The 23670-nt window shown below is 60.5% G+C and carries 27 protein-coding genes; 8 read left to right on the top strand and 19 right to left on the bottom strand.

Annotated features, from left to right (window positions below):
* Positions 1-58 precede the first annotated feature (58 nt).
* The 3 genes from CGA21_RS20040 to CGA21_RS20030 all read right to left on the bottom strand — a co-directional run bounded on the left by CGA21_RS20040 (position 59) and on the right by CGA21_RS20030 (position 2264).
* Positions 59-847 carry a phosphate/phosphite/phosphonate ABC transporter substrate-binding protein gene (locus CGA21_RS20040; RefSeq protein WP_188264869.1) on the bottom strand — a complete coding sequence of 263 codons (789 nt, stop codon included), beginning with the start codon at positions 845-847 and terminating at the stop codon, positions 59-61.
* A gap of 138 nt (positions 848-985) precedes the next feature.
* The gene (locus CGA21_RS20035; protein ID WP_188264868.1) at positions 986-1927 is read right to left on the bottom strand and encodes a fatty acid desaturase; all 942 of its coding nucleotides are present in this window, start codon (positions 1925-1927) and stop codon (positions 986-988) included.
* Positions 1928-2066: 139 nt separating this feature from the next.
* Positions 2067-2264, bottom strand: coding sequence for a DUF2188 domain-containing protein (locus tag CGA21_RS20030; RefSeq protein WP_110750739.1), 198 nt, complete (start codon positions 2262-2264; stop codon positions 2067-2069).
* A gap of 217 nt (positions 2265-2481) precedes the next feature.
* Between CGA21_RS20030 and CGA21_RS20025 the strand changes: the two genes are divergently transcribed.
* A complete protein-coding gene (locus tag CGA21_RS20025; protein WP_110750741.1) occupies positions 2482-2844 on the top strand; it encodes an NUDIX hydrolase in 363 nt (120 codons plus the stop codon).
* 10 nt (positions 2845-2854) lie between these two features.
* Here CGA21_RS20025 and CGA21_RS20020 read toward each other — a convergent pair whose 3' ends face one another.
* From CGA21_RS20020 to CGA21_RS19985, 8 genes are all read right to left on the bottom strand, one after another.
* Positions 2855-3628 carry a 1,6-dihydroxycyclohexa-2,4-diene-1-carboxylate dehydrogenase gene (locus CGA21_RS20020; protein WP_110750743.1) on the bottom strand — a complete coding sequence of 258 codons (774 nt, stop codon included), beginning with the start codon at positions 3626-3628 and terminating at the stop codon, positions 2855-2857.
* Positions 3629-3639: 11 nt separating this feature from the next.
* Positions 3640-4653 (bottom strand): benzoate 1,2-dioxygenase electron transfer component BenC, encoded by a 1014-nt coding sequence (gene benC, locus CGA21_RS20015; RefSeq protein WP_110750745.1) that lies wholly within the window; start codon positions 4651-4653, stop codon positions 3640-3642.
* 10 nt (positions 4654-4663) lie between these two features.
* Positions 4664-5152 (bottom strand): benzoate 1,2-dioxygenase small subunit, encoded by a 489-nt coding sequence (gene benB, locus CGA21_RS20010; protein WP_033042204.1) that lies wholly within the window; start codon positions 5150-5152, stop codon positions 4664-4666.
* On the bottom strand, positions 5149-6513 hold the full coding sequence (gene benA / locus CGA21_RS20005) for a benzoate 1,2-dioxygenase large subunit (RefSeq protein ID WP_020800183.1): 1365 nt from the start codon (positions 6511-6513) through the stop codon (positions 5149-5151). Before benA ends, benB begins: the two co-directional genes overlap by 4 nt.
* 277 nt (positions 6514-6790) lie before the next feature.
* On the bottom strand, positions 6791-7750 hold the full coding sequence (locus tag CGA21_RS20000; protein ID WP_110750747.1) for an AraC family transcriptional regulator: 960 nt from the start codon (positions 7748-7750) through the stop codon (positions 6791-6793).
* Positions 7751-7976: 226 nt separating this feature from the next.
* Positions 7977-8906, bottom strand: coding sequence for a catechol 1,2-dioxygenase (gene catA / locus CGA21_RS19995; protein ID WP_033041573.1), 930 nt, complete (start codon positions 8904-8906; stop codon positions 7977-7979).
* A gap of 54 nt (positions 8907-8960) precedes the next feature.
* Complete coding sequence (catC, locus tag CGA21_RS19990) at positions 8961-9251, bottom strand: muconolactone Delta-isomerase (RefSeq protein ID WP_008029082.1); 291 nt, start codon at positions 9249-9251, stop codon at positions 8961-8963.
* Between the two features lie 10 nt (positions 9252-9261).
* The gene (locus CGA21_RS19985; protein ID WP_188264900.1) at positions 9262-10407 is read right to left on the bottom strand and encodes a muconate cycloisomerase family protein; all 1146 of its coding nucleotides are present in this window, start codon (positions 10405-10407) and stop codon (positions 9262-9264) included.
* Between the two features lie 127 nt (positions 10408-10534).
* On the opposite strand from CGA21_RS19985, the gene CGA21_RS19980 reads away from it, so the two are divergent.
* Positions 10535-11431, top strand: a complete 897-nt coding sequence (locus tag CGA21_RS19980; RefSeq protein ID WP_110750870.1) for a LysR family transcriptional regulator — start codon at positions 10535-10537, stop codon at positions 11429-11431.
* A 91-nt stretch (positions 11432-11522) separates the two neighbouring features.
* On the opposite strand, the gene CGA21_RS19975 is transcribed toward CGA21_RS19980, so the two are convergent.
* From CGA21_RS19975 to CGA21_RS19965, 3 genes are all read right to left on the bottom strand, one after another.
* Positions 11523-11762 (bottom strand): DUF1652 domain-containing protein, encoded by a 240-nt coding sequence (locus CGA21_RS19975; protein WP_110750751.1) that lies wholly within the window; start codon positions 11760-11762, stop codon positions 11523-11525.
* Between the two features lie 110 nt (positions 11763-11872).
* Positions 11873-12772 carry a polysaccharide deacetylase family protein gene (locus tag CGA21_RS19970; RefSeq protein ID WP_110750753.1) on the bottom strand — a complete coding sequence of 300 codons (900 nt, stop codon included), beginning with the start codon at positions 12770-12772 and terminating at the stop codon, positions 11873-11875.
* Positions 12773-12867: 95 nt separating this feature from the next.
* Positions 12868-13815, bottom strand: a complete 948-nt coding sequence (locus CGA21_RS19965) for an ABC transporter substrate-binding protein (protein ID WP_110750755.1) — start codon at positions 13813-13815, stop codon at positions 12868-12870.
* A 199-nt stretch (positions 13816-14014) separates the two neighbouring features.
* Between CGA21_RS19965 and CGA21_RS19960 the strand changes: the two genes are divergently transcribed.
* Positions 14015-14698 carry an SOS response-associated peptidase gene (locus tag CGA21_RS19960; protein ID WP_188264867.1) on the top strand — a complete coding sequence of 228 codons (684 nt, stop codon included), beginning with the start codon at positions 14015-14017 and terminating at the stop codon, positions 14696-14698.
* 180 nt (positions 14699-14878) lie between these two features.
* Positions 14879-15148, top strand: a complete 270-nt coding sequence (locus CGA21_RS19955; protein WP_188264899.1) for a hypothetical protein — start codon at positions 14879-14881, stop codon at positions 15146-15148.
* A gap of 116 nt (positions 15149-15264) precedes the next feature.
* Here CGA21_RS19955 and CGA21_RS19950 read toward each other — a convergent pair whose 3' ends face one another.
* From CGA21_RS19950 to CGA21_RS19940, 3 genes are all read right to left on the bottom strand, one after another.
* The gene (locus tag CGA21_RS19950; RefSeq protein ID WP_177411630.1) at positions 15265-15408 is read right to left on the bottom strand and encodes a hypothetical protein; all 144 of its coding nucleotides are present in this window, start codon (positions 15406-15408) and stop codon (positions 15265-15267) included.
* 68 nt (positions 15409-15476) lie between these two features.
* Entirely contained in the window at positions 15477-15788 is a 312-nt protein-coding gene (locus CGA21_RS19945; protein ID WP_177411632.1) for an AzlD domain-containing protein, read from the bottom strand.
* On the bottom strand, positions 15788-16486 hold the full coding sequence (locus CGA21_RS19940; RefSeq protein WP_020801067.1) for an AzlC family ABC transporter permease: 699 nt from the start codon (positions 16484-16486) through the stop codon (positions 15788-15790). The genes CGA21_RS19945 and CGA21_RS19940 overlap by 1 nt, the downstream gene beginning before the upstream one ends.
* Positions 16487-16894: 408 nt before the next feature.
* Between CGA21_RS19940 and dapA the strand changes: the two genes are divergently transcribed.
* The 3 genes from dapA to CGA21_RS19925 are packed head-to-tail and all read left to right on the top strand — an operon-like array spanning position 16895 to position 19147.
* Positions 16895-17770, top strand: a complete 876-nt coding sequence (gene dapA / locus CGA21_RS19935; protein WP_188264866.1) for a 4-hydroxy-tetrahydrodipicolinate synthase — start codon at positions 16895-16897, stop codon at positions 17768-17770.
* A 60-nt stretch (positions 17771-17830) separates the two neighbouring features.
* Complete coding sequence (locus CGA21_RS19930; RefSeq protein WP_188264865.1) at positions 17831-18205, top strand: DUF2784 domain-containing protein; 375 nt, start codon at positions 17831-17833, stop codon at positions 18203-18205.
* Positions 18206-18229: 24 nt separating this feature from the next.
* The gene (locus CGA21_RS19925; RefSeq protein ID WP_033044565.1) at positions 18230-19147 is read left to right on the top strand and encodes a LysR family transcriptional regulator; all 918 of its coding nucleotides are present in this window, start codon (positions 18230-18232) and stop codon (positions 19145-19147) included.
* A 3-nt stretch (positions 19148-19150) separates the two neighbouring features.
* On the opposite strand, the gene CGA21_RS19920 is transcribed toward CGA21_RS19925, so the two are convergent.
* Both CGA21_RS19920 and CGA21_RS19915 read right to left on the bottom strand, forming a co-directional pair.
* Positions 19151-20704 carry a sensor domain-containing diguanylate cyclase gene (locus CGA21_RS19920; protein WP_110750765.1) on the bottom strand — a complete coding sequence of 518 codons (1554 nt, stop codon included), beginning with the start codon at positions 20702-20704 and terminating at the stop codon, positions 19151-19153.
* 49 nt (positions 20705-20753) lie between these two features.
* Positions 20754-21281, bottom strand: a complete 528-nt coding sequence (locus tag CGA21_RS19915; RefSeq protein ID WP_188264864.1) for a DUF3087 family protein — start codon at positions 21279-21281, stop codon at positions 20754-20756.
* A 236-nt stretch (positions 21282-21517) separates the two neighbouring features.
* Here CGA21_RS19915 and ppnN point away from each other — a divergent pair, with 236 nt between their 5' ends.
* Positions 21518-22891, top strand: coding sequence for a nucleotide 5'-monophosphate nucleosidase PpnN (gene ppnN / locus CGA21_RS19910; protein WP_020801060.1), 1374 nt, complete (start codon positions 21518-21520; stop codon positions 22889-22891).
* Positions 22892-23670 lie beyond the last annotated feature (779 nt).

Raw genomic sequence — 23670 nt, 5'->3', positions numbered from 1 at the left:
AAGGAGCCTTATTCATTAATAATACTTAAAAAGAATTTTTATATTCCATTAAGGAATTTCAACACAATCGTCCTAATCCCAGATCCTCGGCCTCTCTCTGGTAGTCGAGAACGATTTGATAGTCGCTATCGGTAGCGGGCAGGATCGCTTGCAAACCAAGGATTTCAGCGACCCCAGGCTCCTGCAACGCCTGGTTCATCACCTGCCGAATGTGCCCAGCCTGTTGTTCGGTGACGGTAGTTGCGGTGATGTAGGGCAATGTCGGACTGAATGCACTGCGATTGACGATCCGCAGGCCGGCCACTTCTTCTTTGGCATGTCGCGCCAGGTAGGCAAAGGTCACGCTGTCGATGGCCGCCAGGTCCGCTTTACCCTCCCGCAACCAACGCAGGCTTCCGCGGTGGCTGCCGCTGATACCGACATCTGCAAAAAAACGCCCGTCTTGATGCAGCGGCGCCAGTCGGTGACGCAGCAGGTTCATGCCGCTGTTGGAGTCTTCGCCATTGATCACACCGCGGCTGTCGCGAAAGGCCGGCAAGCTGCGCCTTGGATCATCGGCGCGACCCAGCAACAGGCTGCAATGATTGCCGCCACTGGCGTCCGGCAGCTCATAACGAGGACGCCCGATGATCCGCACCCGACCAGGCAATGCCGTCATCAACGGATAGCCGCAGGTCTGCGTCAGCAGCAAGTGCGGGGACAGCCACAGGTCCATCAGCGAAAGCCCTTCGGCACTGCGGCGCGTGGCCCCCAATCGCTCGAGGATGCGGCTCAGCCAACGCTCGTTGGCCTGGCGCACCGGTTCGGGGGCGACGTACATCAGTAATTCAGCGAGTTGCCGTTTCATCGAAAAACTTCCCATGCAACGTAATTTCAATAGTGGGAGCGAGCCTGTTCGCGAAGAGGCCAGCACACTCAACGCTGATGTCGCCTGACGCAGCGCTTTCGCGAGCAGGCGCGCTCCCACAGGGGACCTCATTCGCAATCAGTGGAACGGATGCCGCGGGCTATCGATGGCCTTTACCCCGTGCCGACGCCATAACTGGCCATATCCCTGCACCAGGAACCCGCCGCTGCGCGCCAGCCATTGCTGGCGACGCGCGTGGTAAGCGCGGGGCAAGTCGTACCAGGCCAGCCCCGGCAAGTCGTGATGCACCAGGTGCAGGTTGAGGTTCAGGAACAGCCAGCGCCACGGCCAGGCGGCCTCATTGATGACTGTCCTTTGCTCGGGCTCGGCATGGGGTCGGTGTTCATAGTAGGAGCGGATCATCGCAATCGATAGCGCCGGCACGCTGACCAGCAACAGGTAATGCCAGACCGGAAGCACGCTGTAGCGGCCGATAAACAACAGCATCAGCAGGGTCACCGTGCCGTGGCTGAGCCACATCGACCAGGCCTGTCGCTCACCGGTCTTCAGGCGCTGCACCTCCTCCCGGGCCAACGCCAACAAGGCCAGTGGAGCCCCAAGGACAAAACGACCCAGCACGGTTTTGTTCAGCCAGTGCAGGCCTCGTTCGAACAGTGAACTGCCCTGCCATTGCGCGGCGCTCAGGTAACGGCTTTCAGGATCGCGGCCAGGCAGGGTCAGGTCTTCGTCGCGGTGATGCAACAAATGGCTGTCGCGATACAGGGTGTAGGGGTACCAGACGGCGAACGGCGCGTAGCCGAGGAGCTTGTTCAGCGCTGCCCAGCGGGTGGGATGGCCATGAAGCAATTCGTGCTGCACCGACAACCAGAGCACCAGCAACGGGATCAACAACAATGTGCTCCACCACAGGCCCAACCCACCACTGCCCAGTACGATGGCGAACCAGCCAGCGTACACGCCGAACAGCAGCAACCAGGTCGGCCACTCGGTGCGAGCGGTCAGGCGTTGGCGCAAGGTTTCGATTTCTACACGGTGGGCGCTATCGAAGTAATGGGGCATGGCGTTGCTCAGATCGGGGACCAATCCCCTTCTGTGCAACGGCGTCGAGTTTTCTTGCAGATTATTTTGTTCGTAAGGAGCGATGGGCCAACGTGCTTGTGATCGTTCCCACGCTGTGGGAACGATCACACACGGGCAATCATGTGGCTTGCTGATTGCGAGCCTTGCCGGCACGCGCCTTATAGCCAGGCAACGCAGCCGCAAAGGCCAGCGCCTCTTCGCGACTGGCAAACGAGCCAAGCCGGTCACCTTGGGTGCAGACCCGCCACGGGCCGTTGTTGACACTGAGTACGTCGTAGCCGTTCATGTGCATCTTGTTCAACATCGGAACGCTCATAGTCACCTCCATCTTGGCAGTGATCACAGGGTTGACTTCCCTACCTTACACCCCCCTGCCGCGAAGATGCCGACCGGACGTCGAGTCAGCACACGGCAGCGCGATTGCACTTTTAGACACGCCTGCCGCTCAAAATATCCAGGAAACATGCAATGGGTTGCGGCCTGAATATTGCATTTTTGTTACTGTTTTATGACATTCCGGATTGAAAGAGCCCATGAAAGTACGTGCAACCGTCATTTGCGAGCAGGACCGGCACATACTCCTGGTGCGCAAACCCAGGAGTCGCTGGATGTTGCCCGGGGGCAAGGTGGAGCGTGGCGAGACCGCGCAGGATGCCGCGGTGCGCGAGTTACTGGAGGAAACCGGACTGGGTGCCGACGATATGCTGTACCTGATGGAGCTGGAAACAGGCGGCACCCGTCACCATGTCTACGAAGCATCGTTGCCGAATCCGGAGCAGGCACGACCGCAAAACGAAATTTTCGATTGCCTCTGGTACCCGCTCAATGCGGTGCACAACCTGAACCCAAGCGACGCCACGCTGCGGATCATCAAAGCGTTTCAACGTCGCCTGTAGTTCACGCGCTTCAGCCCTGGTCGCCGCCGCCCACTGGCATGATCATGCCGGTGATGTAGGACGCTTCATCGCTGGCCAGGAACAAAATGGCTGCTGCCTGTTCATCCAGCGTGCCGTAGCGCTTCATCAAGCTGCTGTCGAGTGTCTGATCGACGATCTGCTGGTACCAGACCTTTTCTTGCTCACTCTGCTCGGCACTGTTACGCGGGATAACCCGTGGCGGGGCTTCGGTGCCGCCCGGCGCAGTGGCGTTGACTCGCACCCCGCGTCCGGCGGTTTCGAACGCCAGGCAGGCGGTCAGCGCATTCACCCCGCCCTTCGCTGCGCCGTAGGGCACACGGTTGACGCTGCGGGTGGCGATCGACGATACGTTGACGATCGCGCCACTGCCCTGCTGCAACATGTACGGCAATGCCGCATGGCAGCACCACAGGGTCGGGAACAACGAACGGCGCACCTCGGCCTCGATCTGCGACGCCTCGTAATGCTCGAATGGCTTGGCCCAGATGGTCCCGCCGACGTTATTGACCAGTATATCGAGTCGACCGAAACGCTCGACGGCGCTTTGCATGACCCGGTTGCATTCCTCGTATTGCTCAAGGTCGGCGGTCAGGGCCAGGACCTGGCTGTCCTTCGCCAACTGCTGCTGAACCTCGAACACCAGCTCGGAGCGATCGACCAGGATCAGCTTCGCGCCTTCCTCCGCCATGCGCTCGGCCACGCGCCGACCGATGCCCTGGGCAGCTCCGGTGATCAGCGCGACTTTGTCGTGAAATCTGTTCATGGAAGGAAACCTCACGCCGCGCTGGCGGCGAATTTTTCGTAGTAGAAATTCGCAGGATTGATGCCTTGCTCGCCGATGTACTTGCTCACCGCTTCAACCATCGGCGGTGGGCCGCACAGGTACACGTCGACGTCGCCATCGTTCAAATGCCTGGGTTCGATGTGCTGGGTCACGTAGCCCTTGAGCGGGTGCTGGCTGTCGGGACTGGCCACGCAGGCGCTGTAGGTGAAGTTGGGGATGCGCGCGGCGAAGGCTTCCAGGCGATCGATTTCCACCAGGTCGAAATCGTTGGTCACACCGTAGATCAAGTGCAACGGGTGTTCGCTGCCCTGCTCGGCGATCTTCTCCAGCATCGCGGTGAACGGCGCCAACCCGGTGCCGCCCGCCAGTAGCAACAAGGGTCGACGGATATCACGCAGGTAAAAACTGCCCAGGGGGCCTGCCAGGCTCATGCTGTCGCCAGCCTTGGCCATGCCGGTGAGGAAGCTGCTCATCAGGCCGCCAGGCACGTTGCGGATCAGGAAGCTGACTTCGCCGTCGCGCTGCAACGAGCTGAACGAATAGGCGCGGGTCTGCTCGCTGCCGGGAATGCCCAGGTTCACATACTGGCCTGGCAGGAACGCCAGTTTGCTCAAGGACTCGCCCTTGATCGACAACGCGATGGTGCTGTCGGACAACTGGCGCACCGCGCTGATGGTGGCGTCGTAGCTGGCCTGGCGGGTGCGGCAGACTTCCGAGGACGTCGGCACCCGCACCACGCAATCGCTCTTGGCGCGCATCTGGCAGGTCAGGACAAAGCCTTGCGCGGCCTCTTCAGGACTGAGGGCGTCTTCGATGTATTCCTCACCCAGATCGTAGCTGCCCGCCTCGGCAAAGCACTTGCAGGTGCCGCAGGCGCCGTCGCGGCAGTCCAGCGGGATATTGATGCCCTGGCGGTACGCGGCATCGGCCACGGTCTCGCCGGCGTTGGCGTCGATGAAACGAGTGACGCCGTCTTCGAAATTGAACGCAATGGAATGGGTCATGACGGCTGCCTCACAAGTGGTAAACATCGATGACCTGACGAACGTAGTCGTTCTTCAGGATCACTTTCTTTGCCTTGATCAAGGGGTTTTCACCGCGCACATCAAGGGTGTAGAAACTGCTGCCGAAATAGCTGTCGACGGTCTTGTAGCGAAAGCTCAGGGTGTGCCAGTTGAAGCGCACCTTGCACATTCCGTCGGCTTGCTCGAGCAGTTCGATGTTGCTGATGTTGTGGGACGTGCGGGTGTCCGGCACGCTGGCGCTGGAGCGCTCGGTCTTGATGCGGAAGATGCGGTCTTCAAGGCCGGTGCGGTTGCCGTACCAGATCAGCGAGATTTCCCGCTGTGGGTCTTCGGTCAGCTCATCGTTGTCGTCCCAGGACGGCATCCAGTACGTCGCGTCGGGGGCGTACAGTTCCAGCCACTCATCCCACTGGCGGTCGTCGAGGTAGCGTGCTTCGCGGTAGAGGAAATCACGTACCGCTTCATAGGAAATGGTCATTGCACGTCCTCCACGGCGATCAGTTTCGACTGCTCGGCAGCCAGGGCCTTGAGCATGGTCTGCTGCCAGTACTTGTGTTGCAGCACGAACAGGCCTTCGTCTTCGGTACGCACGCCGCTGAGCAGCGGATGCAGGTCAATTTCCTTGGCCGCCTCGTCGGCACCTTCGATCCAGTGCTCGGCGCCACGGGACATGTCGTTCCAGGTGGTGACGCTGCCCTGGTAGCTGGTCTGGCAGGAGCGGAACTCTTCCAGATCGTCCGGCGTGGCCATGCCGCTGACGTTGAAGAAGTCTTCGTACTGACGAATCCGGCTCGAACGCGCGTGGTCGCTTTCGCCTTTGGGGGCGATGCAATAGATGGTGATTTCCGTGCGGTTGACCGAGATCGGCCGGGCAATACGGATCTGCGAGCTGAACTGGTCCATCAGGTACACGTTGGGGTACAGGCACAGGTTGCGCGAGTTCTCGATCATCCAGTCGGCGCGAGCCTTGCCGAAGTCCTGGGCGAGCTCATCGCGACGTTCGTACAGCGGACGATCCTCGGGGTTGGCCCAGCGGGTCCAGAGCAACATGTGGCCCTTGTCGAAGGAATAGAAACCACCGCCCTGCTTGGCCCAGCTTCCGGCGCTCATGGTCGGGTTCTCGTCACCGGCTTCACGCTGTTTGCGCTGGTTCTGGGTAGCGGCATAGTTCCAGTGCACGGAGCTGACGTGGTAACCGTCGGCACCGTTTTCGGCGGTGAGTTTCCAGTTGCCTTCGTAGATATAGGTGGACGAACCGCGCAGCACTTCCAGGCCGTCGGTGGACTGGTCGACGATCATGTCGATGATCTTCGCCGACTCGCCCAGGTGCTCGACCAGCGGCACCACATCGGCCTTGAGGCTGCCGAACAGGAAACCGCGATAGGACTCGAAGCGCGCAACCTTGGTCAGGTCGTGGGAGCCTTCACAGTTGAAGCTGCTCGGGTAGCCCGCGTTAGCCGGGTCCTTGACCTTGAGCAGCTTGCCGGAGTTGTTGAACGTCCAGCCGTGGAACGGGCAGGTGTAGGAGCTTTTGTTGCCGGACTTGTGCCGGCACAGGGTCGCGCCGCGATGACTGCAGGCGTTGATGAAGGCGTTGAGCACACCGTCCTTGTTGCGCGCGATGAAGATCGACTGGCGCCCCATGGTGGTGGTGTAGAAATCGTTGACGTTGGGGATCTGGCTTTCGTGCGCCAGATACAGCCAGTTGCCTTCGAAGATGTGTTCCATCTCCAGATCGAACAGGCGCGGATCGGTAAACATCTCGCGCTTGCAGCGATAGATACCCTGCTCTGGATCGTCTTCAAGCAGGGACTCAAGGTATTCAGGTCGCAGGGTCATGGCCGCCGCCTCCATTGTTATTGTTCAGGCAAGGCTCATGCTAGGACGGGGCAATGGGGGGGACTATCCGCGGGGTGCAGACCTTTATCCGTTTTGTGCAGGGGGCAACATCAGTGGTGGATGTACCGGCCTCTTCGCGAGCAAGTCGAATCGTCGCACCGCCGCTCCCACATTCGACCGTATTTCTTCAGGTTGGACGCGATCAAATGTGGGAGGCGGCGGTGCGACGATTCGACTTGCTCGCGAAGAGGCCATGTCAGGCGACTAATGTTCCAGGTCAATGCCGGCGCTTGAGGGTATCCGACGGCAGCTCGCCGAACTGCTTGCGGTAGCTGTCGGAGAAGCGTCCCAGGTGCAGGAAGCCGTAGTCCATCGCGACCTCGGTAACGTTGCGCACGTTGCAGGTCGGGTCGCTCAGGCACGCATTGATGCGTTCCAGGCGTTTCTGGCGGATGTAGTTTTTTGGCGTGGTGCATGCGTTGCGTTCGAACAGGCCATACAACGAGCGCAGGCTCATGCTGGCCTGGCGCGCCAGCTCTTCGCTGTCGATGTCCTGCTTGAGATTTTTGGCAATGTAGTCGGCAATCGCTTCGAACGTGGCAGCCTGGGAGCCGATTTCGAGGCGGCTGACGTTGGTCTTCATCAGGCTGAGCATCTTGCTGACGATGATTTGCGCGTAATGTTCCTGCACCCGTGGAATCTGCTCGGTTGCCTCGGCCTCCTGGCAAATCATCGCCAGCAGGTTGACGAAGCCTTCCAGCTCATTGAGCTGGTAACGGTTCTCGAGAAACCGCACGCCCTGCCCCGGATAGCGCCAGCGCTGCTCGTTGCAGACGGACTCGAACAGGGACGTGGGAACCTTGAGGATGAATTTTTCGCAATCGTCAGAGTAGGTCAAATCGACCGGATCGTCGGGATTGATCAGCAGCAACTCACCGGGGGCAAAGTAGTGCTCCTGGCCATGGCCACGCCACAGGCAATTGCCCTGCAACAACACTTGCAGGTGATAGATGGTTTCCAGCGCGCCCGAAGTGACGCGAACGCTGCCGCCGTAGCTGATACGGCACAGGTCCAGGCTGGCGAATTTGCAGTGATTGAGACTGGCCAGGGGGTGCCCGGCACGAGGCATCAGGATGCAATGATTACCGACATGCTGATTGACATAGCCTGACACCGCGTACGGGTCGGCATGGTCGAATATGGTGCTGCGCTGACTCAGCAGTTGCGCTTGCATCATCGGGTCACTCTCGTTGTTGTTATAGGGTGTATCTGATCATTCTAGGGCAGTACGTGCAACGGTGTATCGGTGGACTGACCTGTGGAGGCTTATGGCCTCTTCGCGAGCAAGCCCGCTGCCACATTCGACCGGATTCTGCCTGAAGAAACACGGTCGAATGTGGGAGCGGGCTTGCTCGCGAAAGCGGTGTGTCAGTCAACACCGTTCGCGAGCCGTTCAGCAGGGATCAGTCCTCCAGCGCACGAACCCGCTCGTGGCGCTGCTGTTCTTCAGGCTGGGCGGTCGACTGCAGGGTGAAGTCGAATTCGATTTCCGCAAAGCGACCGCTGACACCGTATTGCGCTGCACGCTCCTGGTCATCGCTGAAGGTGATCTTGGCGATCAGCTCGTCACGGGTGGCGTAGGCGAAATCGTCGTGCAGGTATTTTTCGCCGTCCAGGTTGATCTGGGTAGTCAGGTGACGATGATCCGGTGCGGAGATGAAGAAGTGCACGTGCGCCGGACGCTGGCCGTGACGGCCCAGTTGATCGAGCAGTTGCTGGGTCGGACCGTCCGGTGGGCAGCCGTAGCCCGACGGCACGATGCTGCGGAAACGGTAGCGGCCTTCGGCGTCAGTGACGATGCGGCGACGCAGGTTGAATTCCGACTGGGAAGCATCGAAGTACGAGTAGGTGCCGCCAGTGTTGGCGTGCCACACATCAACAATGGCGCCAGCCAAAGGTTCGCCAGCGGTGTTGAACACCCGGCCTTGCATGAACAGGGTCACACCCGGATCGACGCCGTCATCCAGACGCGCTTCGCCTTGCGACAGCGGTGCACCGGCCACGTACAGCGGGCCTTCGATGGTGCGTGGTGTGCCACCGGATTTACCGGCCAGCTCGTCTTCGGCGTCCATCAGCAGGTCGAGATAGTGCTCCAGGCCCAGGCCAGCCACCACCAGTCCAGCCTCCTGGCGCGCGCCCAGCACGTTGAGGTAGTTGACCGCTTTCCAGAACTCTTCCGGGGTCACGGCGAGGTCTTCGATGATGTTCACCGAATCGCGCAGGATGCGGTAGATCAGGGCTTTGGTCCGTGGATCGCCGGCATCGTTGTGCAGGCCGCTGGCCTCTTCGAGAAATTTCTGAACTTCGGCAGTGTGGGAAATCTTGACGTTCATTTTACAGGTTCCTCATCTTGTAATTATTGGCATGGCGAGCTGAACGGGCTGGGTTCAGCGGTCATCCTCGCGAATCGACGAAGGATGCCGGCACATCGCGGTGACTTCGATCGCCATGTACGGATACAGCGGCAGTTGCATGAGTAAATCGTGCAGTTCCTGGACGCTGTCGACATCGAACACGCTGTAGTTGGCGTAGAGCCCGGCGATGCGCCACAGGTGACGCCACTTGCCTTGGTCCTGCAGGCGCTGGGCCAGGGCTTTTTCGTCGGCCTTGAGCTGCGCGGCGCGTTCGGGGTTCATGTCGACCGGCAAATTCACGGTCATCTTTACGTGGAACAGCATAATGCTCTCCTCAGGCTTGATGAATGGTGGATGTTTTGTCGCGGCGGAAAAACGCCAGGCGTTCTTCGTCCAGGCTCAGGCCCAGACCCGGGGTCTTGGGCACATGCAACTCGAAATCGCGATAAACCAGCGGTTCGCTGAGAATGTCTTCGGTCAGCAGCAGCGGGCCGAACAGCTCGGTGTCCCACGCCAGTTTGTTCAGGGTGACAAAGGCTTGGGCCGAAGCCATGGTGCCAATTCCGCCTTCGAGCATGGTGCCGCCGTACAGGGCGATACCGGCCGCTTCGGCAATGGAAGCGGTGCGCAGCACGGCGCGCGGTCCGCCATTCTTGGCGATCTTCAGGGCAAACACCGAGGCCGCGCCTTCGCGGGCCAGGTTGAACGCGTCTTCCACGCACTCGATGGACTCGTCGGCCATGATCGGTGCCGGGCTCATGGCATTCAGGCGGGTCATGCCAGCGCGGTTGTTGCGCGAAATCGGCTGTTCGATCAGGTCGATGCCGTTGGTGCCGAGGATGCGGCAGGCACGCAACGCGACGGCTTCGTCCCAGGCCTGATTGACGTCAACCCGTACGCTGGCGCGATCGCCGAGGGCTTTCTTGATCGCAATCACGTGGGCCAGGTCGCGATTGACCTCGCCAGCACCGATTTTCAGCTTGAAGATGCGGTGGCGGCGCAGGTCGAGCATTTTTTCCGCTTCGGCGATGTCCTTTTCGGTGTCGCCGCTGGCCAGGGTCCAGGCCACGGGCAGCGAGTCACGCACGCGGCCGCCCAGCAATTCGCTGACCGGCAGGCCAAGGCGCTTGCCCTGGGCGTCGAGCAGTGCGGTTTCGATACCGGACTTGGCGAAGGTATTGCCACGGATACTGCGCTCCAGGCGCAACATCGCGGCATTGACATTGCCGCTGTCCTGGCCGATCAACAGCGGGGCGAAATGCTTGTCGATGTTGGTCTTGATGCTGTCAGGGCTTTCATTGCCATAGGCCAGGCCACCGATGGTGGTGGCTTCGCCGATGCCTTCGATGCCATCGGCGCAGCGCACGCGAATGACCACCAGGGTCTGGTTCTGCATGGTGTGCATCGCCAGCTTGTGCGGGCGGATGGTCGGCAGATCGACGATGATCGTCTCGATCGATTCAATGGCTGTAGCAAGCATTTCGATACCCGTCAGGTTCTTGAAGTTCTGGGCCTGATTCTCATACGGCTTTTTCCGGGCGGCCAATATAGAATTGGTCTGGCTTGATACCCTGAAGGTATGCAAGCGCTCGACATCCGGAGGCTCCATGGAACTGCGTCACCTGCGTTACTTTCAGGTGTTGGCTCAAACCCTTAATTTCACCCGCGCCGCCGAACGCCTGCACATCGCCCAGCCGCCCTTGAGCCGGCAAATCCAGCAACTGGAAGATGAACTGGGGGTGATGCTGCTCGAGCGTGGCCGACCGCTGAAGCTCACCGATGCCGGGCGTTTTTTCCATGAGCATTCCACCGCCCTGCTCGACCAGTTGCACAAGGTCTGCGACAACACGCGGCGCATCGGCCTGGGGGAAAAGACCTGGCTGGGCATCGGCTTTGCACCTTCGACGCTGTACGGCGTGTTGCCGCAACTGATTCGCCGCTTGCGCAGCGGTGAGCCGCTGGAACTGGAACTCGGGCTGTCGGAGATGACGACGCTGCAACAGGTACAGGCGCTCAAGGCCGGGCGCATCGACGTCGGTTTCGGGCGCATCCGCATCGACGACCCGGCCATCGTCCAGACCGTGCTCACCGAAGACCGCCTGGTGGCCGCCCTGCCCGCCGGTCACCCGCTGCTGGCCGGGCCCGTCAGCCTGCGCGACCTGGCCAAAGAGCCCTTCGTGCTGTACCCCGGCAACCCCCGCCCCAGCTATGCCGACCACGTGATCGCGCTATTCGAGTCCTATGGAGTGAGCATCCATATCGCGCAATGGACCAACGAGCTGCAGACGGCGATCGGGTTGGTGGGTGCCGGGATAGGAATCACGCTGGTGCCGGCCTCGGTGCAATTGCTGCACCGCGACGACATCGGTTTCACCCCGCTGCTGGAAGACAACGCCACCTCGCCGATCATTCTCAGTCGGCGGGTGGGCGACGTGTCACCGGGGTTGAACCATTGCTTGCGGATGATCGACGAGTTGCTGCCACAAACAATCAAGCCCCTGTAGGAGCTGCCGCAGGCTGCGATCTTTTGACTTTTTCAAGAGCAAGATCAAAAGATCGCAGCCTGCGGCAGCTCCTACAGAGGCTCGGGAGTGTTCAGCCGGCAAAGGCCCGGCGACCAGCGCTCATCTCGGTGCGCAATTCACCGATGAAGTCAGAGATGGCACGCACGCTGGTCAACTGCTCGGTCGACACACCGGCGATCAGCAGCTTGACTTGTCCGCTGGCGGGATCAAAGACCTCGATGCGTAGCAGCCCGCCGCTCTCCGTGCATTCGCAGGCCAGGGGCTCGAAACCGGACTCTACAATGTTGCAAAGGACTGAAATGGGTATCACGGCCGATGCCTCCGTGGCAGTTGAACGGGACGGACCCAACGAGAATAGATGCAATTGGCTAATTCCGCGCCAGTCGATACTGTTAACTGCCCCGCATTTTCGGCCTTTGCTCAATGGCTATTGTCTTTCCAGATCCAGTTCCAGATCCCCGGCAACTGCGCCGGCTGTGAACTGTCGCGCAACGTACGCGCCATGGCGGCCCGTTGCAGCGCGGCGGTATCGTCATAAAACGCTATTGGGGCAGTCCTGACCCCCGTCGCCCGGGCACTGTCGAGAAGGATCTGCAGGTATTCACGGGTATGCCGTGCGGTGTAGCGATTGAGGTCGTGGAACGTCACCACCACCGGAATCACGCCGTCTACCACCGGCAGCTCGCCCCGGGCAATGCGCTCGCGAACCTCGGACATCGAACGCAACATGTGCGCGCGGCGCCGGGGGCTGGCATTGAAGCCCCAGATCTTGCCGTCATTGGCGCTCAGGTCGGTCAGCAGCACATGCAGGCCATGCTGCTGGTAAGCGGCGAAGGTGCGTTTGTCGTAGCTCCAGAATGGCGGGCGCAGCAGGGTCGGCGGTGCACCGGTGATCGCGGCGATGTCGGCACACCCATCGGTGAGCGCCTGCTCCAGCGCTTGCGCGTTGAGCGAGCGATGATTGGTGTGCGAGGGCGTGGCCGTGTGGAAGGCCAGGATGTGCCCGGCATCGCGCTCGCGGTGCATGATCGCCCGCCCGATGTCACTGCCGCCAGCCCGCGAGGCACGGGTCTGCACGAAAAACACCGCCTTGATGCCGGGTTGCACGGGATTGATCGCCAGGCTGTCGAGCACGGTCTCGGTCGGGTTCCAGAAACTCGAGGCGCTGGGGCCATCGTCGAACGTCAGCAAAAAGCGGATCGGTGGTTGCGTGCGCAACGCCTGTTCGGTTTGCGCGGTCATTTCAATAGGTGCGGCGATACAGCCCAGCAGGCCGACTGCCATGGCTAACACCGATAGAACCTTGAACAACTGTTTCATGTTTTGCCTTGCACCAGACCGTGACCCGCGCAGCCGCGGGCCGAGGTTGGATAAGGTACACAGTGTTTGGTTCCGGCGCTCGCCAAGGCGGTGGTTCAGTTCGCCAGTGCCTGCTGGAACGAATGATCGATGATCGGTGCGGTGGCAAGCTCGGCCGGCAGTGCCTTGACCTTGAACAGGAAGTCAGCGGTGTGCTGCAGATCCCCGGCAGCCTGGGCGTCCACCGGGCCGACGGTCAGGTGGGCCTGGCGCAACCAGTGGCGGGACACGTTCTGGTCGAGATTGGCCTTCTTCGCCCACAGGTCAGCGTATTCGTCAGTGTGGTTATCGACCCAGGCCCGAGCCTTTTTCAGGCGCCCGAGAAAATCGGCGATGGCTTCACGCTTGCTGTCGATCGAAGGGGTAGACGCTGCGATGGCACTCAGGCCGGGCATCAGGTTCTTCGCGGTGAGGATGGGCCGCGCGCCGGAGAACAGGATCTGCTGGGAAATGTACGGTTCCCACACCGGGAAGGCGTCGATGCTGCCTTGGGGCAACGCGGCGGCCGCATCGATCGGCATCAGCTTGATGAAATCGACATAGTCCTGCGGCAGGTTCGCCTGTTCCAGGGCGCGCAAGGTCAGTTGCTGGCTCCACGCACCCGGCCAGTAGGCGACTTTCTTACCCTTGAGATCAGCGATGGTTTTCACCGGCGAGTCCTTGGGCACCAGCAAGGCGATGGTGTCCGGGTTCTGTCGCGATACCCCGATCAGCTTGACCGGCGCCTGTTTGGCGGCCAGGAACAGAAAGCCCGAATCGCCCAGGAAGCCCAGGTCCAATGCACCGGTACTCAAGGCTTCGGCTAGCGGCGCGGCAGCCTGGAAGTGTTTCCAGTCGACGGTATAGGGCGCCCCTTTCAACACGCCGGACGCTTCGACCGAAGCACGAATGTTGTAGTAGTTCTGATCGCCGACATGCAGGACGACAGGTTCGCTGGCGTAGGCCAGTGGCGCGGCAAACAGAGCGCTGGTCAACAGACCGCGCAGCAATCGGGACAGGTTCATCCGGAGGCTCCTTGAGGTTCATTTCTTTAGACCACAAAGGCCTTAATAAGATATTTTAAATACCCTTTAAGCATAAGCTCATGACCCGTTGCACACAGTGTTTGCTCAGCAACAGCGACTCGACAGAATGCCTTTTGCCGGACACCCGACCCAAGGTTCAAACCTCTATGCTGAACACACCAGCCGGAGGGTTTAATCGATGTGCGGACGCCTGTCGCAATACCGGGGCATTCACGACTTCGTGGCGGTGCTGAGCATTCCCGATGCCTTGATCAACCACGTTGGCGATCAGCCACTCGCTCGCTACAACGCTGCGCCCACCACCCAGCTGGCGCTGTTGCATCTGGAGAGCGATGGCTTGCACGCCGACTCGCAGCGCTGGGGCTGGCGGCCGCACTGGGCGAAGGATCGTGCGGCGCCGATCAATGCCCGGGTCGAGAAAGTCGCCCACGGCCCGTTCTTTCGAGCGATCTGGCCCCATCGCGCTATCTGCCCGGTCGACAACTGGTTCGAATGGGTCGATGCCGGGGACGGCACGCGGCAACCCTGGCTGATTCGCCGACGTGACCAAGGGCCGGTCTACTGTGCGGCAATCGGGCAATTCCCGATGGGCGGTGCAGCCCCCAGGGACGACGACGGCTTTGTCATCATCACGGCCGATAGCGCCGGCGGCATGCTGGACGTTCATGATCGCCGTCCGGTGGTGTTCAGCCCGGAACTGGCCCGCGAATGGCTGGACCCGGCGACGCCCAGGGAGCGTGCCGAACAAATGGTGCTGCTACAGGGGGAAGGCAGTGATGCTTTTGAGTGGTACCGGGTCGACAAGGCCGTGGGCAATGTGAGGAATCAGGGGGCCGGATTGATTGACGCATTGAACGCATGATCCCTCTAAAAACATGGCACTTTGATGCTCCTCACCGCTTGTCAGACATCGTCAGGGGCTTACATACATTTGCCAATGCTGCGGCTAGGATTCGCGCCATGTTGCCAGTGGCATACCAAGTTGACCAAAGAGTCAGCAAGAAAGGAAATTCCATACATCAAGCCCTTGCAGAGAACTCAATTGCGCGACGATTTCACCAATAATCAAGTCGCGAGTCTGGCGTGCATTTATCTAACAAAGACAGAGCACTACCAACTCGACCATTTCATCGGGCAGTACATACAGACCCGCAACCTGCTTTCAATTCCCAATATCCAGCAAGTCCTGGGTTCAATCCTCGAATGCTATCCGGGTAAATTCCCGGTCATGGTCAACGAGTTGAATGCGTGGATCGACAGGAAGCTGGGTTATCGGGCCACTCATCCCGAGTTCCCCGACCTGCCGCTGTAGGAGCAAGCATGCTCGCGATGGACTTAAGAACGCCGCGTTAAACCAGCAAAAACGCGTTATCGTTGACGACCATCGCGAGCATGCTCGCTCCTACAGTCAGGGTGTTCGCAAGAAGCTCAGAACTTGCGGTCAGGCTCCGACAACTCTCTGCTGTCGTCATGCTTCCACGTCTGCTCTGAATGTTTTTGCTCTTCGATTTCTTCTTCCGTCGGTTCATCCATGTCGTCCTCGGGGTCCGGCTGTTTTTGCTCTATTGCCATGGTTTCACCTCTCTTCCTGAAGGGATCGGTCATCAACTTTAAGCGTAGAACAATTTGCCGTGCCCGGCTTACAGCCATGCACGCAGCAAAAAGAAAAAGCCCATGCTCAACAGCATGCTGAGCAAGGTGTTGCGGGTGTACAGCACCAGGCCGACGGCCACCAGCGAACTGATCAGGTAGGGATTGTCCCATTGCAGGTTCAGTTGTTTGTCCGGCATGAACACGATCGGACCGCAAATCGCCGTCAACATGCCGGGCACGGCGAACCCCAGGAACTGCCGGGCATTGCTGCTCAAACGCAGCGGCAGGCGCGGTTCCAGGAACACATAGCGGTTGAGAAACACCAGGACGCCCATGCCGATAATCACTGCCCAGACCATCATGTGCGCGCTCCCTGGAATTTGTTGCAGATAAAACCCGCGGTCATGCCGGCAAGTCCCGACAGCACCAGGGCCGAGCCCCATTGCCAATAGCTGAACAGCACCGAGCAGAACAGCGAGACCGCGACACAGACCACCGTCGGGACGTTGCGCACCACCGGGGTGATCAGGGCGATGAAGGTGGCAGCGATGGAAAAGTCCAGACCCAGGTGTTCCAGGCCCGGGATGCTGCTGCCCAGCACGATGCCTGCCAGGGTGAAGAGGTTCCAGGCCACGTAGAACGTCAAGCCGACACCCAACGCGTACCAGCGATCGAACTGCTGTTTGTCGTGCTGGCTGGTCAGGGCGAACAGCTCATCGGTGAGCAAAAAGCCCAGCCCCGCTCGCCAGCGACCCGGCAATGGCGAGATCACCGAACGCATGCTCATCCCATAGAGCAGATGCTGGGAGGTCAGCAACAAGGTGGTCAGCAGGATCGAAAAGATCCCGGCCCCGCCCTTGAGCATGCCAATGGCCACCAACTGCGCGGCGCCGGCGAACACGATGCTCGACAAGCCCTGGCCTTGCAGGGGGGTGAGGTTGGCTTCGATGGCCATGGAGCCGGCCAGCAGGCCCCAAGGGGCTGTCGCCAGGGATAACGGCATGATCGCCACGGCGCCCCGCAAGAATGCGCTGCGCGGCAAGTGTGAATTGGACATAACGCTCTGCAACCAGGAAAAGACTTGAGACTGTGCCAGCAGTCGCAGGCGATGGCTTGAATAATCTTGCGCACTTTGGCCATTTACAGTCGGGCGCCGCATCTTTGCCGATGTTCGACATTGACAAACAACGCGCTGGCTTTTAAAACTGGGCACCTCATTCAGGGTGTAAGCAAAGATGTCCGCAACCTTCAATCTCGACACTTCCGTTATTGGCTTGACTGCCAAGGCGCAAGTTGGCGTTGCGCGCACCCTCAAATCGAAGAAACAGTCGCTCATGTGACCGGGGCGCGCTGTCCCGTCAGATGAGCTGACAGGACATTGAGCGCGACGGACCACCCTCCCCTTGCTTACTTCCTACTACGCTTCTGACGGTGACGAAATCGGTCGACCATCAGGAGAAAGTGCATGTCATCGTTTCAAGGTATCTGGGTTCCCCTCGTCACACCGTTCCACAATGGCGCCATCGATTTCGTCGGATTGCGCCGGCTGGTCAGCCATCTGCTCGAAGCAGGTGTCGACGGCCTCATCGTCTGTGGCACCACAGGCGAACCGGCAGCCATGGGCAAGCACGAGCAGCTGGCAGTGCTCGATGCGGTGCTGGAGCAAGTGCCGGCCCGGCAGGTCGTCATGGGTTTGGCCGGCAACAACCTGATCGAACTGCTGCACTTTCAGGAGGAAATTCTAAAGCGCCCGCTGGCCGGCCTGCTGGTGCCACCGCCCTATTACATCCGGCCCTCCCAGGCGGGGCTCGAAGCGTTTTTCCAGACGGTCGCCGACGCTTCCAGCGTGCCGTTGATCCTGTACGACATCCCCTACCGCACCGGCGTAGCCTTCGACCAGTCGACCTTGCTGAATATCGTCGCCCATGAGCGCATCGTCGCGATCAAGGACTGCGGTGGCAACCTGGGCAACACCCTGGCCTTGCTGTCCAGCGGCAAGGTCGATGTGCTGTGCGGTGAAGACAACCAGATCTTCAATGCCCTGTGCCTGGGTGCCAAAGGTGCGATTGCCGCGTCGGCCCATGTTCATCCGCACCTTTTCGTGGCGTTGTACCGACAGATTCGCGACAACCAGCTGGCGGCCGGTCGAGCAACATTCTTCCAGCTTCTGCCACTGATCCAGAGCCTGTTCATCGAGCCCAACCCGGCACCGGTAAAAACCGCGCTGGCTCTGCAAGGCTTGATCACTGATGAGTTGCGTGCACCGATGCAACGCAGCAGCGATGACATGGTCGGGCGCTTGAAGGAGGTGCTCGGCGTGCTGGGCAGCGACAATCGATAGAGTGCCAGGCACCCGCGCGAGTACGATGGAGCGATTCGACTGACGCGCCAGGGGGGCGACATGCTCTACCGAATCGCTGCCGATGGGCTGATGCTGTTGCACCTGGCATTCATTGTGTTCGTAGTGTTCGGCGGGCTGCTGGTTCTCAAATGGCCCCACTTGATCCTGTGGCACCTGCCCGCCGCAGTCTGGGGCGTGGCAGTGGAGGTGTTCCACTTGCCTTGCCCACTGACGCACTGGGAAAACCTGATGCGCCAGGCCGCCGGGCAAGGTGGTTACGGCGCCGGCTTCATCGAACATTACGTGTGGCCGGTCATTTACCCGGCCGGGCTGACACCGGCCATCCAGCTGGGATTGGGCAGCCTGGTACTGGTGCTGAACGCTGCGATCTATCTTCGATTGATCTGGCTCAGGAAACGGCGGCGGCAATTGTAATCGTCAAACACGAGGGTTCGGCCAATGCTGTCGACTGAAGACCTGGCGCTGCTGCAAGCGATTCGCGAAACCGGCAGCCTGTCGCGGGCCGCGGCCTATCTTGGCAAGGCGCCTTCTACGGTGTCCTATGCCGCGCGGCAACTGGAAGAACGCTTCGATGCCCTGCTGTTCGATCGCCGGCGCTACCGCCTGCAACTCACTCCGGCCGGAGAATTGCTGGTCAATGAAGCGGCGCGACTGATGCAAGACGTCTCGCGCCTGACCCAACGGGTGCAGCAAGTGGCCAATGGTTGGGAAAGTCGTTTGTGGATCGTCACCGATGAACTGTTGGAATTCGAAACCCTGCTCCCGGTGATCCACGAGTTCGATGCGCTGGGCTCTGGCGTACCGCTGCGCATCACCCAGGAAGTGCTGCGGGGTGTCTGGGAGGCTCTGCGTGAAGGCCGCGCGGACCTGGTCATCGGCGCCACCAACGAGCCACCGGCCATCGCGTCATTGCGCTGGATGCAACTGGGGGAAATGCAGTGGGTGTTCGCCGTCTCGCCCAGGCATCCGCTGGCCAAGGCCCGCGAACCGATCACCCGCGCCATGGTGGCGCAGCACCGGGCGATTGTCGTGGCGGATTCGTCCCGGGCCAGCGAAGGCAGTACCTACGGGGTCTCCGGTGGCCAATCGGTGCTGGCGGTGCCGACCATGCGCGCAAAAATCCTCGCCCAATGCGACGGTCTCGGCGTGGGCTGGCTGCCCAGGCATCGCGTCACCTCGTTACTGGACAATGGCTCGCTGGTGGAAAAACAGATGGCCGATCCGCGCGAGCCGAACATTCTGTATGCCGGCTGGCGCGGCGATCACGACGGGCGGGCGCTGGGCTGGTGGCTGGAAAAGCTCAAGCAACCGCACCTGTGCACCCGGCTGGTACAAGGCAGCGACCGGTTTGCCTGAGCCTCAGTTGGCTATCACGCTCATGTTGCGCCCGCTGGCCTTGGCCACGTACAGCGCTTTGTCGGCCGCCCCGATCAACTCACTGGTCTGGGCCTCCGATGCCGGATCATACCCGCACACACCCACGCTGACCGTCACCTTGCCATCAGGGCTTTCAGTGTGCGGCAGGCCGGCGGCCTGGACCGCGTGGCGGATTTTTTCCGCCAGCAAAAATGCTCCGACGTAGTCCGTTCCCGGTAGCACCACGGCAAACTCCTCACCACCAAAGCGCGCAGCCAGATCGCCGGGGCGCCTGATGTGCTCGGTAATCAGCACAGCGATCTTGCGCAGGCACTCATCACCGGCCAGGTGGCCGTAGCGATCGTTAAATGGCTTGAAGTGATCGACATCGATCATCAACAGGGCCAACCCCGTCATGTTGTGCCGGGCGCGGCCCATTTCCGCCTGGATGAACAGATCGAACTGGCGCCGGTTGGCCAGGCCCGTGAGCGCGTCTTCCAGCGCCAGCAACTCAAGGTTGCGATTGAGTTCGAGCAGCCGCTCCTGAGTGCCGAGCAACTCGCCCTGGATGCGGTCCTGCTTCTTCATCAACTTGATCAGGCGATAGCCGAGCACCCCCAGCACCCCGAGCAACAGCGCGACGATACCCGCACTGAGCCAGGACTCCTGGCGCCAGCCCGCCAGCACTTCCTCCTTGTTGAGCGCGGCAAAGACGATCAACGGATAACCTTCGACACGGCGATAGCCCACCACCCGCTCCACGCCATCCAGCATGGACCGGACGGTAGCCGTCCCCGAACTGCCCTGTGGCAGCAGCCGGGTGAACAATGGGCTTTTGGCCAGGCTGGTGCCGATGTCAGCCTCGTGAAACGGCCGGCGCACGATAATGCTGGCATCGTCGGCGATCAGGTTGATCACACCGTTGCGGCCCATGTCGATGCCATCGTAAAGCTGCAGGAAATGGCTGAGGTAAAGGGTGGCCAGCGCCACGCCGGCGAAACGGCCATCCGGGTGATTGATCCGGCGCGACACCGTCATGATCCATTCGCCGCTGGAGCGGCTCCTGATCGAAGGGCCGATGTGCGGTCCGCGGTCAGGATGATCGCGGTGATAGATGAAGTACTCGCGGTCGGAATTGTTGGCAACCCCCACCTCGGCGCCGTTGGAGTTGGCAATCCATTTGCCGGTTTCGTCATAGACGAACAGCCCATGCACCTGGCTCAACTCACGGCGCTGTGCGCCGAGCAAGCGTTGCAGGCGATTGAGCCGACCCGGCTCCATACCGTCGTTCTCCAGGCGGTCGACCAGGGTGAACAGCAGCGTGTCAGCTTGCTTGATCGCCGCCTGGGCCTGCGAGGCCAGGGTCTGCGCAAGGTTGGACATCGCCACTTCCTTGTCATGCAGATGGTACTGGCGCGAGCTCCAGGTTTCCCAGATCACGATCACCGCCATCGACAGGCAGACTGCAATCAAAAGGGTGACGGCAGAGCGCGTCTTGAGCCGGGCGACACCCTGCCGGTTTTGTTCCACAGGATCGTGAATGGACGGCTGCCCCATGACGTTCGCTCCTTGAATCGAATGAAAAGGCCCTTGCTGCTCCATGGACCTATCGCGCTGTGCGCCTCAGCGCGTCCAGCCAGGCCGGGTCCAGCCGCGTCTGCCGGATATCGATGCCCAGCGCTTGCATCCGCGCCTGATGTTGCTCCATTTCCCGGTGTAGTTGCGCATCATCGCTGGAGTTACCGTCCAGTTGGTGCATCTGGCTCAATCCCAGGTGATAGAAGCGCAACAGCTTCATGGCGTCCGGATCCCCCGATTCCACGGCCGCCTTGAGGTGGTGCATAACGTTGGTGATGCTCATCAGGCTGCGCTTGAGTTGCCAGCTGTAGACCGCCGGCGCCATCCATTGCTGGTGCCAGAACAGCTTGCACATCAACGCGGCCATGACCAATACCGCGGCAAACACTCCGCCGATATTGAAGCGTAGATTGTCCCCACCCGGCTCGCCGAACAACGTCACCGCCGCGGTGGACAGGGCCATCGCCAGCGCGAGAAAGATCAGCGCGATCATCAGCGTGCTGCGCCGCGTCCGTTGCCGATAGTCGTCGGCGTTCATCGGCTGGATTTCGAACATGACGTCGGGATTCCTTGGCTTCAATGGCAAAAAATAGGTCGCTGGGCAAAAAGACCGCGGGCCATTATCGCCTCTGCGACGGATTTAGCTATGCTGGGGCTCCTTTTCATCTATACATCATCAAAAGGAGGACATGGCGAGACCGCGCCGTTCGTGCCATCTTCTTTCATGGATACTCTCTATTCGGATGCCATTCGTTGTTTGCGCGTGAATGACATCGTTTTAAGGATCATTGAATGACCCAACGACAAGTAATCAATGCTTCGGTCAGCCCGAAAGGCAGCCTGGAAACACTCTCCCAACGGGAAGTCCAGCAACTGAGCGAAGCTGGATCCGGCAGCACCTACGACATCTTCCGCCAGTGCGCCCTGGCCATCCTCAACACCGGCGCCCACGTCGATAACGCCAAGACCATCCTCGAAGCCTACAAGGACTTCGAAATCCGCATCCACCAGCAAGACCGTGGCGTACGCCTGGAACTGCTGAACGCCCCGGCCGACGCCTTCGTCGACGGCGAAATGATTGCCAGCACCCGTGAAATGCTGTTCAGCGCCCTGCGCGACATCGTCTACACCGAAAATGAACTCGACAGCCAACGCATCGACCTGAGCACCTCCCAGGGTATCAGCGACTATGTGTTCCACCTGCTGCGCAACGCCCGCACGCTGCGCCCGGGCGTGGAGCCGAAGATCGTGGTGTGCTGGGGCGGTCACTCGATCAATACCGAAGAATACAAATACACCAAGAAAGTCGGCCACGAACTGGGCTTGCGCAGCCTGGACGTGTGCACCGGTTGCGGCCCCGGCGTGATGAAAGGCCCGATGAAAGGCGCCACCATCGCCCATGCCAAACAGCGCATCCACGGCGGGCGCTACCTGGGCTTGACCGAGCCGGGAATCATCGCCGCCGAAGCGCCGAACCCGATTGTCAACGAACTGGTAATCCTGCCGGACATCGAGAAGCGCCTGGAAGCCTTCGTCCGCGTTGGCCACGGCATCATCATCTTCCCGGGTGGCGCCGGTACCGCCGAAGAGTTCCTGTACCTGCTGGGCATTTTGATGCACCCGGACAACGCAGGCCTGCCCTTCCCGGTCGTCCTCACGGGTCCGAAACATGCGGCGCCCTACCTGGAACAGCTTGACGCGTTCGTCGGCGCCACCCTGGGCGCAGATGCCAAGAAGCACTACGAGATCATCATCGACGACCCGGCAGAAGTCGCCCGGCAGATGACCCAGGGCCTCAAGGCGGTCAAGCAGTTCCGTCGCGAACGCAACGACGCGTTCCATTTCAACTGGCTGCTGAAGATCGACGAAGGCTTCCAGCGCCCGTTCGACCCGACTCATGAAAACATGGCCAACCTCAAGCTCAGCCGTGACCTGCCACCCCACGAACTGGCCGCCAACCTGCGCCGTGCGTTCTCCGGCATCGTCGCCGGCAACGTCAAGGACAAGGGCATCCGCCTGATCGAAAAACACGGGCCATACCAGATCCGTGGCGATGCGGCCGTCATGCAGCCCCTGGATCAACTGCTCAAGGCCTTCGTCGCCCAGCACCGGATGAAGCTGCCGGGTGGTGCGGCGTATGTGCCGTGTTATCGAGTGGTTGCGTAAGCAAGTTAATGTAAATTGTTAAGTGCGAGCCGAAGCCAATGCTTCGGCTTGTTGCTTTCTGGGAGAGGTGAGTCGGATCGCACTAGCGGCGCCTCTACCAATGTTGATCCATGCCGCGTCAAAGCCTGTGGGAGATGTTGTCTGACTACATATCCGTTGCGGCGGTAACGGCCACTTATAGTTTCGCTCTTACAGCGACTCCCTTTTTCAAACGCCGGAGTGCCGGCCCAGCAAAAAGGAAGCAAAAGGCTTTGCCCCACCACTCGGTGCCTCGCTAGGGCTCGGCATGCCCTCTCTCCGGCCATCGTGGTTAACGGGGCACCCAGATCAAAAACAAAAGCGAGGCGGCCTGACAGCCGACCTGACTATTGCAGATACCCCAATCTCCTGTGGGAGCGGGCTTGCTCGCGAAGGACGTCAACGATAACGCGCCCTGTCTGGATGATCGCGTTGTCTGGACGTCCTTCGCGAGCAAGTCCGCTCCCACAATGGGATTGCGGACAGTCCTGCAATCAGGTCGGCTGTCAGGCCGCCTCGCTTTGCTTTTGCTCTGCTTTGGCTTTTGATTTTCTTGCCCCATCGAGAGGCTTCGTTCCGGTTCTGCGTAGTGGGCAACCCGGCATGGATGCCGGGTTAGCCGCGCACGACCATGGATGGTCGATCGCGGCGGGCCCACGGAGCAGGACCGGAGCGAGGCACCGAACGCCAGGGGCAAGAGCGTTTGGTTACTTTGCGCCGGGCGGCGTTCCGCTCTTCAAAGTGACTCGCTGTAAGAGCGA

It is taken from the genome of Pseudomonas sp. PSB11, assembly GCF_014596605.1.
GTDB lineage: Bacteria > Pseudomonadota > Gammaproteobacteria > Pseudomonadales > Pseudomonadaceae > Aquipseudomonas > Aquipseudomonas umsongensis.
The sequence above is the reverse complement of the archived record's forward strand: the minus strand, read 5'-3'. Positions and strand labels throughout refer to the sequence as shown.

What these genes read in the sequence shown, in the direction of transcription:
- CGA21_RS20040 (WP_188264869.1), bottom strand. Translation starts at nt 847, where the DNA reads ATGAAACGGCAACTCGCTGAATTACTGATGTACGTCGCCCCCGAACCG.
- CGA21_RS20035 (WP_188264868.1), bottom strand. Translation starts at nt 1,927, where the DNA reads ATGCCCCATTACTTCGATAGCGCCCACCGTGTAGAAATCGAAACCTTG.
- CGA21_RS20030 (WP_110750739.1), bottom strand. Translation starts at nt 2,264, where the DNA reads ATGAGCGTTCCGATGTTGAACAAGATGCACATGAACGGCTACGACGTA.
- CGA21_RS20025 (WP_110750741.1), top strand. Translation starts at nt 2,482, where the DNA reads ATGAAAGTACGTGCAACCGTCATTTGCGAGCAGGACCGGCACATACTC.
- CGA21_RS20020 (WP_110750743.1), bottom strand. Translation starts at nt 3,628, where the DNA reads ATGAACAGATTTCACGACAAAGTCGCGCTGATCACCGGAGCTGCCCAG.
- benC (WP_110750745.1), bottom strand. Translation starts at nt 4,653, where the DNA reads ATGACCCATTCCATTGCGTTCAATTTCGAAGACGGCGTCACTCGTTTC.
- benB (WP_033042204.1), bottom strand. Translation starts at nt 5,152, where the DNA reads ATGACCATTTCCTATGAAGCGGTACGTGATTTCCTCTACCGCGAAGCA.
- benA (WP_020800183.1), bottom strand. Translation starts at nt 6,513, where the DNA reads ATGACCCTGCGACCTGAATACCTTGAGTCCCTGCTTGAAGACGATCCA.
- CGA21_RS20000 (WP_110750747.1), bottom strand. Translation starts at nt 7,750, where the DNA reads ATGATGCAAGCGCAACTGCTGAGTCAGCGCAGCACCATATTCGACCAT.
- catA (WP_033041573.1), bottom strand. Translation starts at nt 8,906, where the DNA reads ATGAACGTCAAGATTTCCCACACTGCCGAAGTTCAGAAATTTCTCGAA.
- catC (WP_008029082.1), bottom strand. Translation starts at nt 9,251, where the DNA reads ATGCTGTTCCACGTAAAGATGACCGTGAATTTGCCGGTCGACATGAAC.
- CGA21_RS19985 (WP_188264900.1), bottom strand. Translation starts at nt 10,407, where the DNA reads ATGCTTGCTACAGCCATTGAATCGATCGAGACGATCATCGTCGATCTG.
- CGA21_RS19980 (WP_110750870.1), top strand. Translation starts at nt 10,535, where the DNA reads ATGGAACTGCGTCACCTGCGTTACTTTCAGGTGTTGGCTCAAACCCTT.
- CGA21_RS19970 (WP_110750753.1), bottom strand. Translation starts at nt 12,772, where the DNA reads ATGAAACAGTTGTTCAAGGTTCTATCGGTGTTAGCCATGGCAGTCGGC.
- CGA21_RS19965 (WP_110750755.1), bottom strand. Translation starts at nt 13,815, where the DNA reads ATGAACCTGTCCCGATTGCTGCGCGGTCTGTTGACCAGCGCTCTGTTT.
- CGA21_RS19960 (WP_188264867.1), top strand. Translation starts at nt 14,015, where the DNA reads ATGTGCGGACGCCTGTCGCAATACCGGGGCATTCACGACTTCGTGGCG.
- CGA21_RS19950 (WP_177411630.1), bottom strand. Translation starts at nt 15,408, where the DNA reads ATGGCAATAGAGCAAAAACAGCCGGACCCCGAGGACGACATGGATGAA.
- CGA21_RS19945 (WP_177411632.1), bottom strand. Translation starts at nt 15,788, where the DNA reads ATGGTCTGGGCAGTGATTATCGGCATGGGCGTCCTGGTGTTTCTCAAC.
- CGA21_RS19940 (WP_020801067.1), bottom strand. Translation starts at nt 16,486, where the DNA reads ATGTCCAATTCACACTTGCCGCGCAGCGCATTCTTGCGGGGCGCCGTG.
- dapA (WP_188264866.1), top strand. Translation starts at nt 16,895, where the DNA reads ATGTCATCGTTTCAAGGTATCTGGGTTCCCCTCGTCACACCGTTCCAC.
- CGA21_RS19930 (WP_188264865.1), top strand. Translation starts at nt 17,831, where the DNA reads ATGCTCTACCGAATCGCTGCCGATGGGCTGATGCTGTTGCACCTGGCA.
- CGA21_RS19925 (WP_033044565.1), top strand. Translation starts at nt 18,230, where the DNA reads ATGCTGTCGACTGAAGACCTGGCGCTGCTGCAAGCGATTCGCGAAACC.
- CGA21_RS19920 (WP_110750765.1), bottom strand. Translation starts at nt 20,704, where the DNA reads ATGGGGCAGCCGTCCATTCACGATCCTGTGGAACAAAACCGGCAGGGT.
- CGA21_RS19915 (WP_188264864.1), bottom strand. Translation starts at nt 21,281, where the DNA reads ATGTTCGAAATCCAGCCGATGAACGCCGACGACTATCGGCAACGGACG.
- ppnN (WP_020801060.1), top strand. Translation starts at nt 21,518, where the DNA reads ATGACCCAACGACAAGTAATCAATGCTTCGGTCAGCCCGAAAGGCAGC.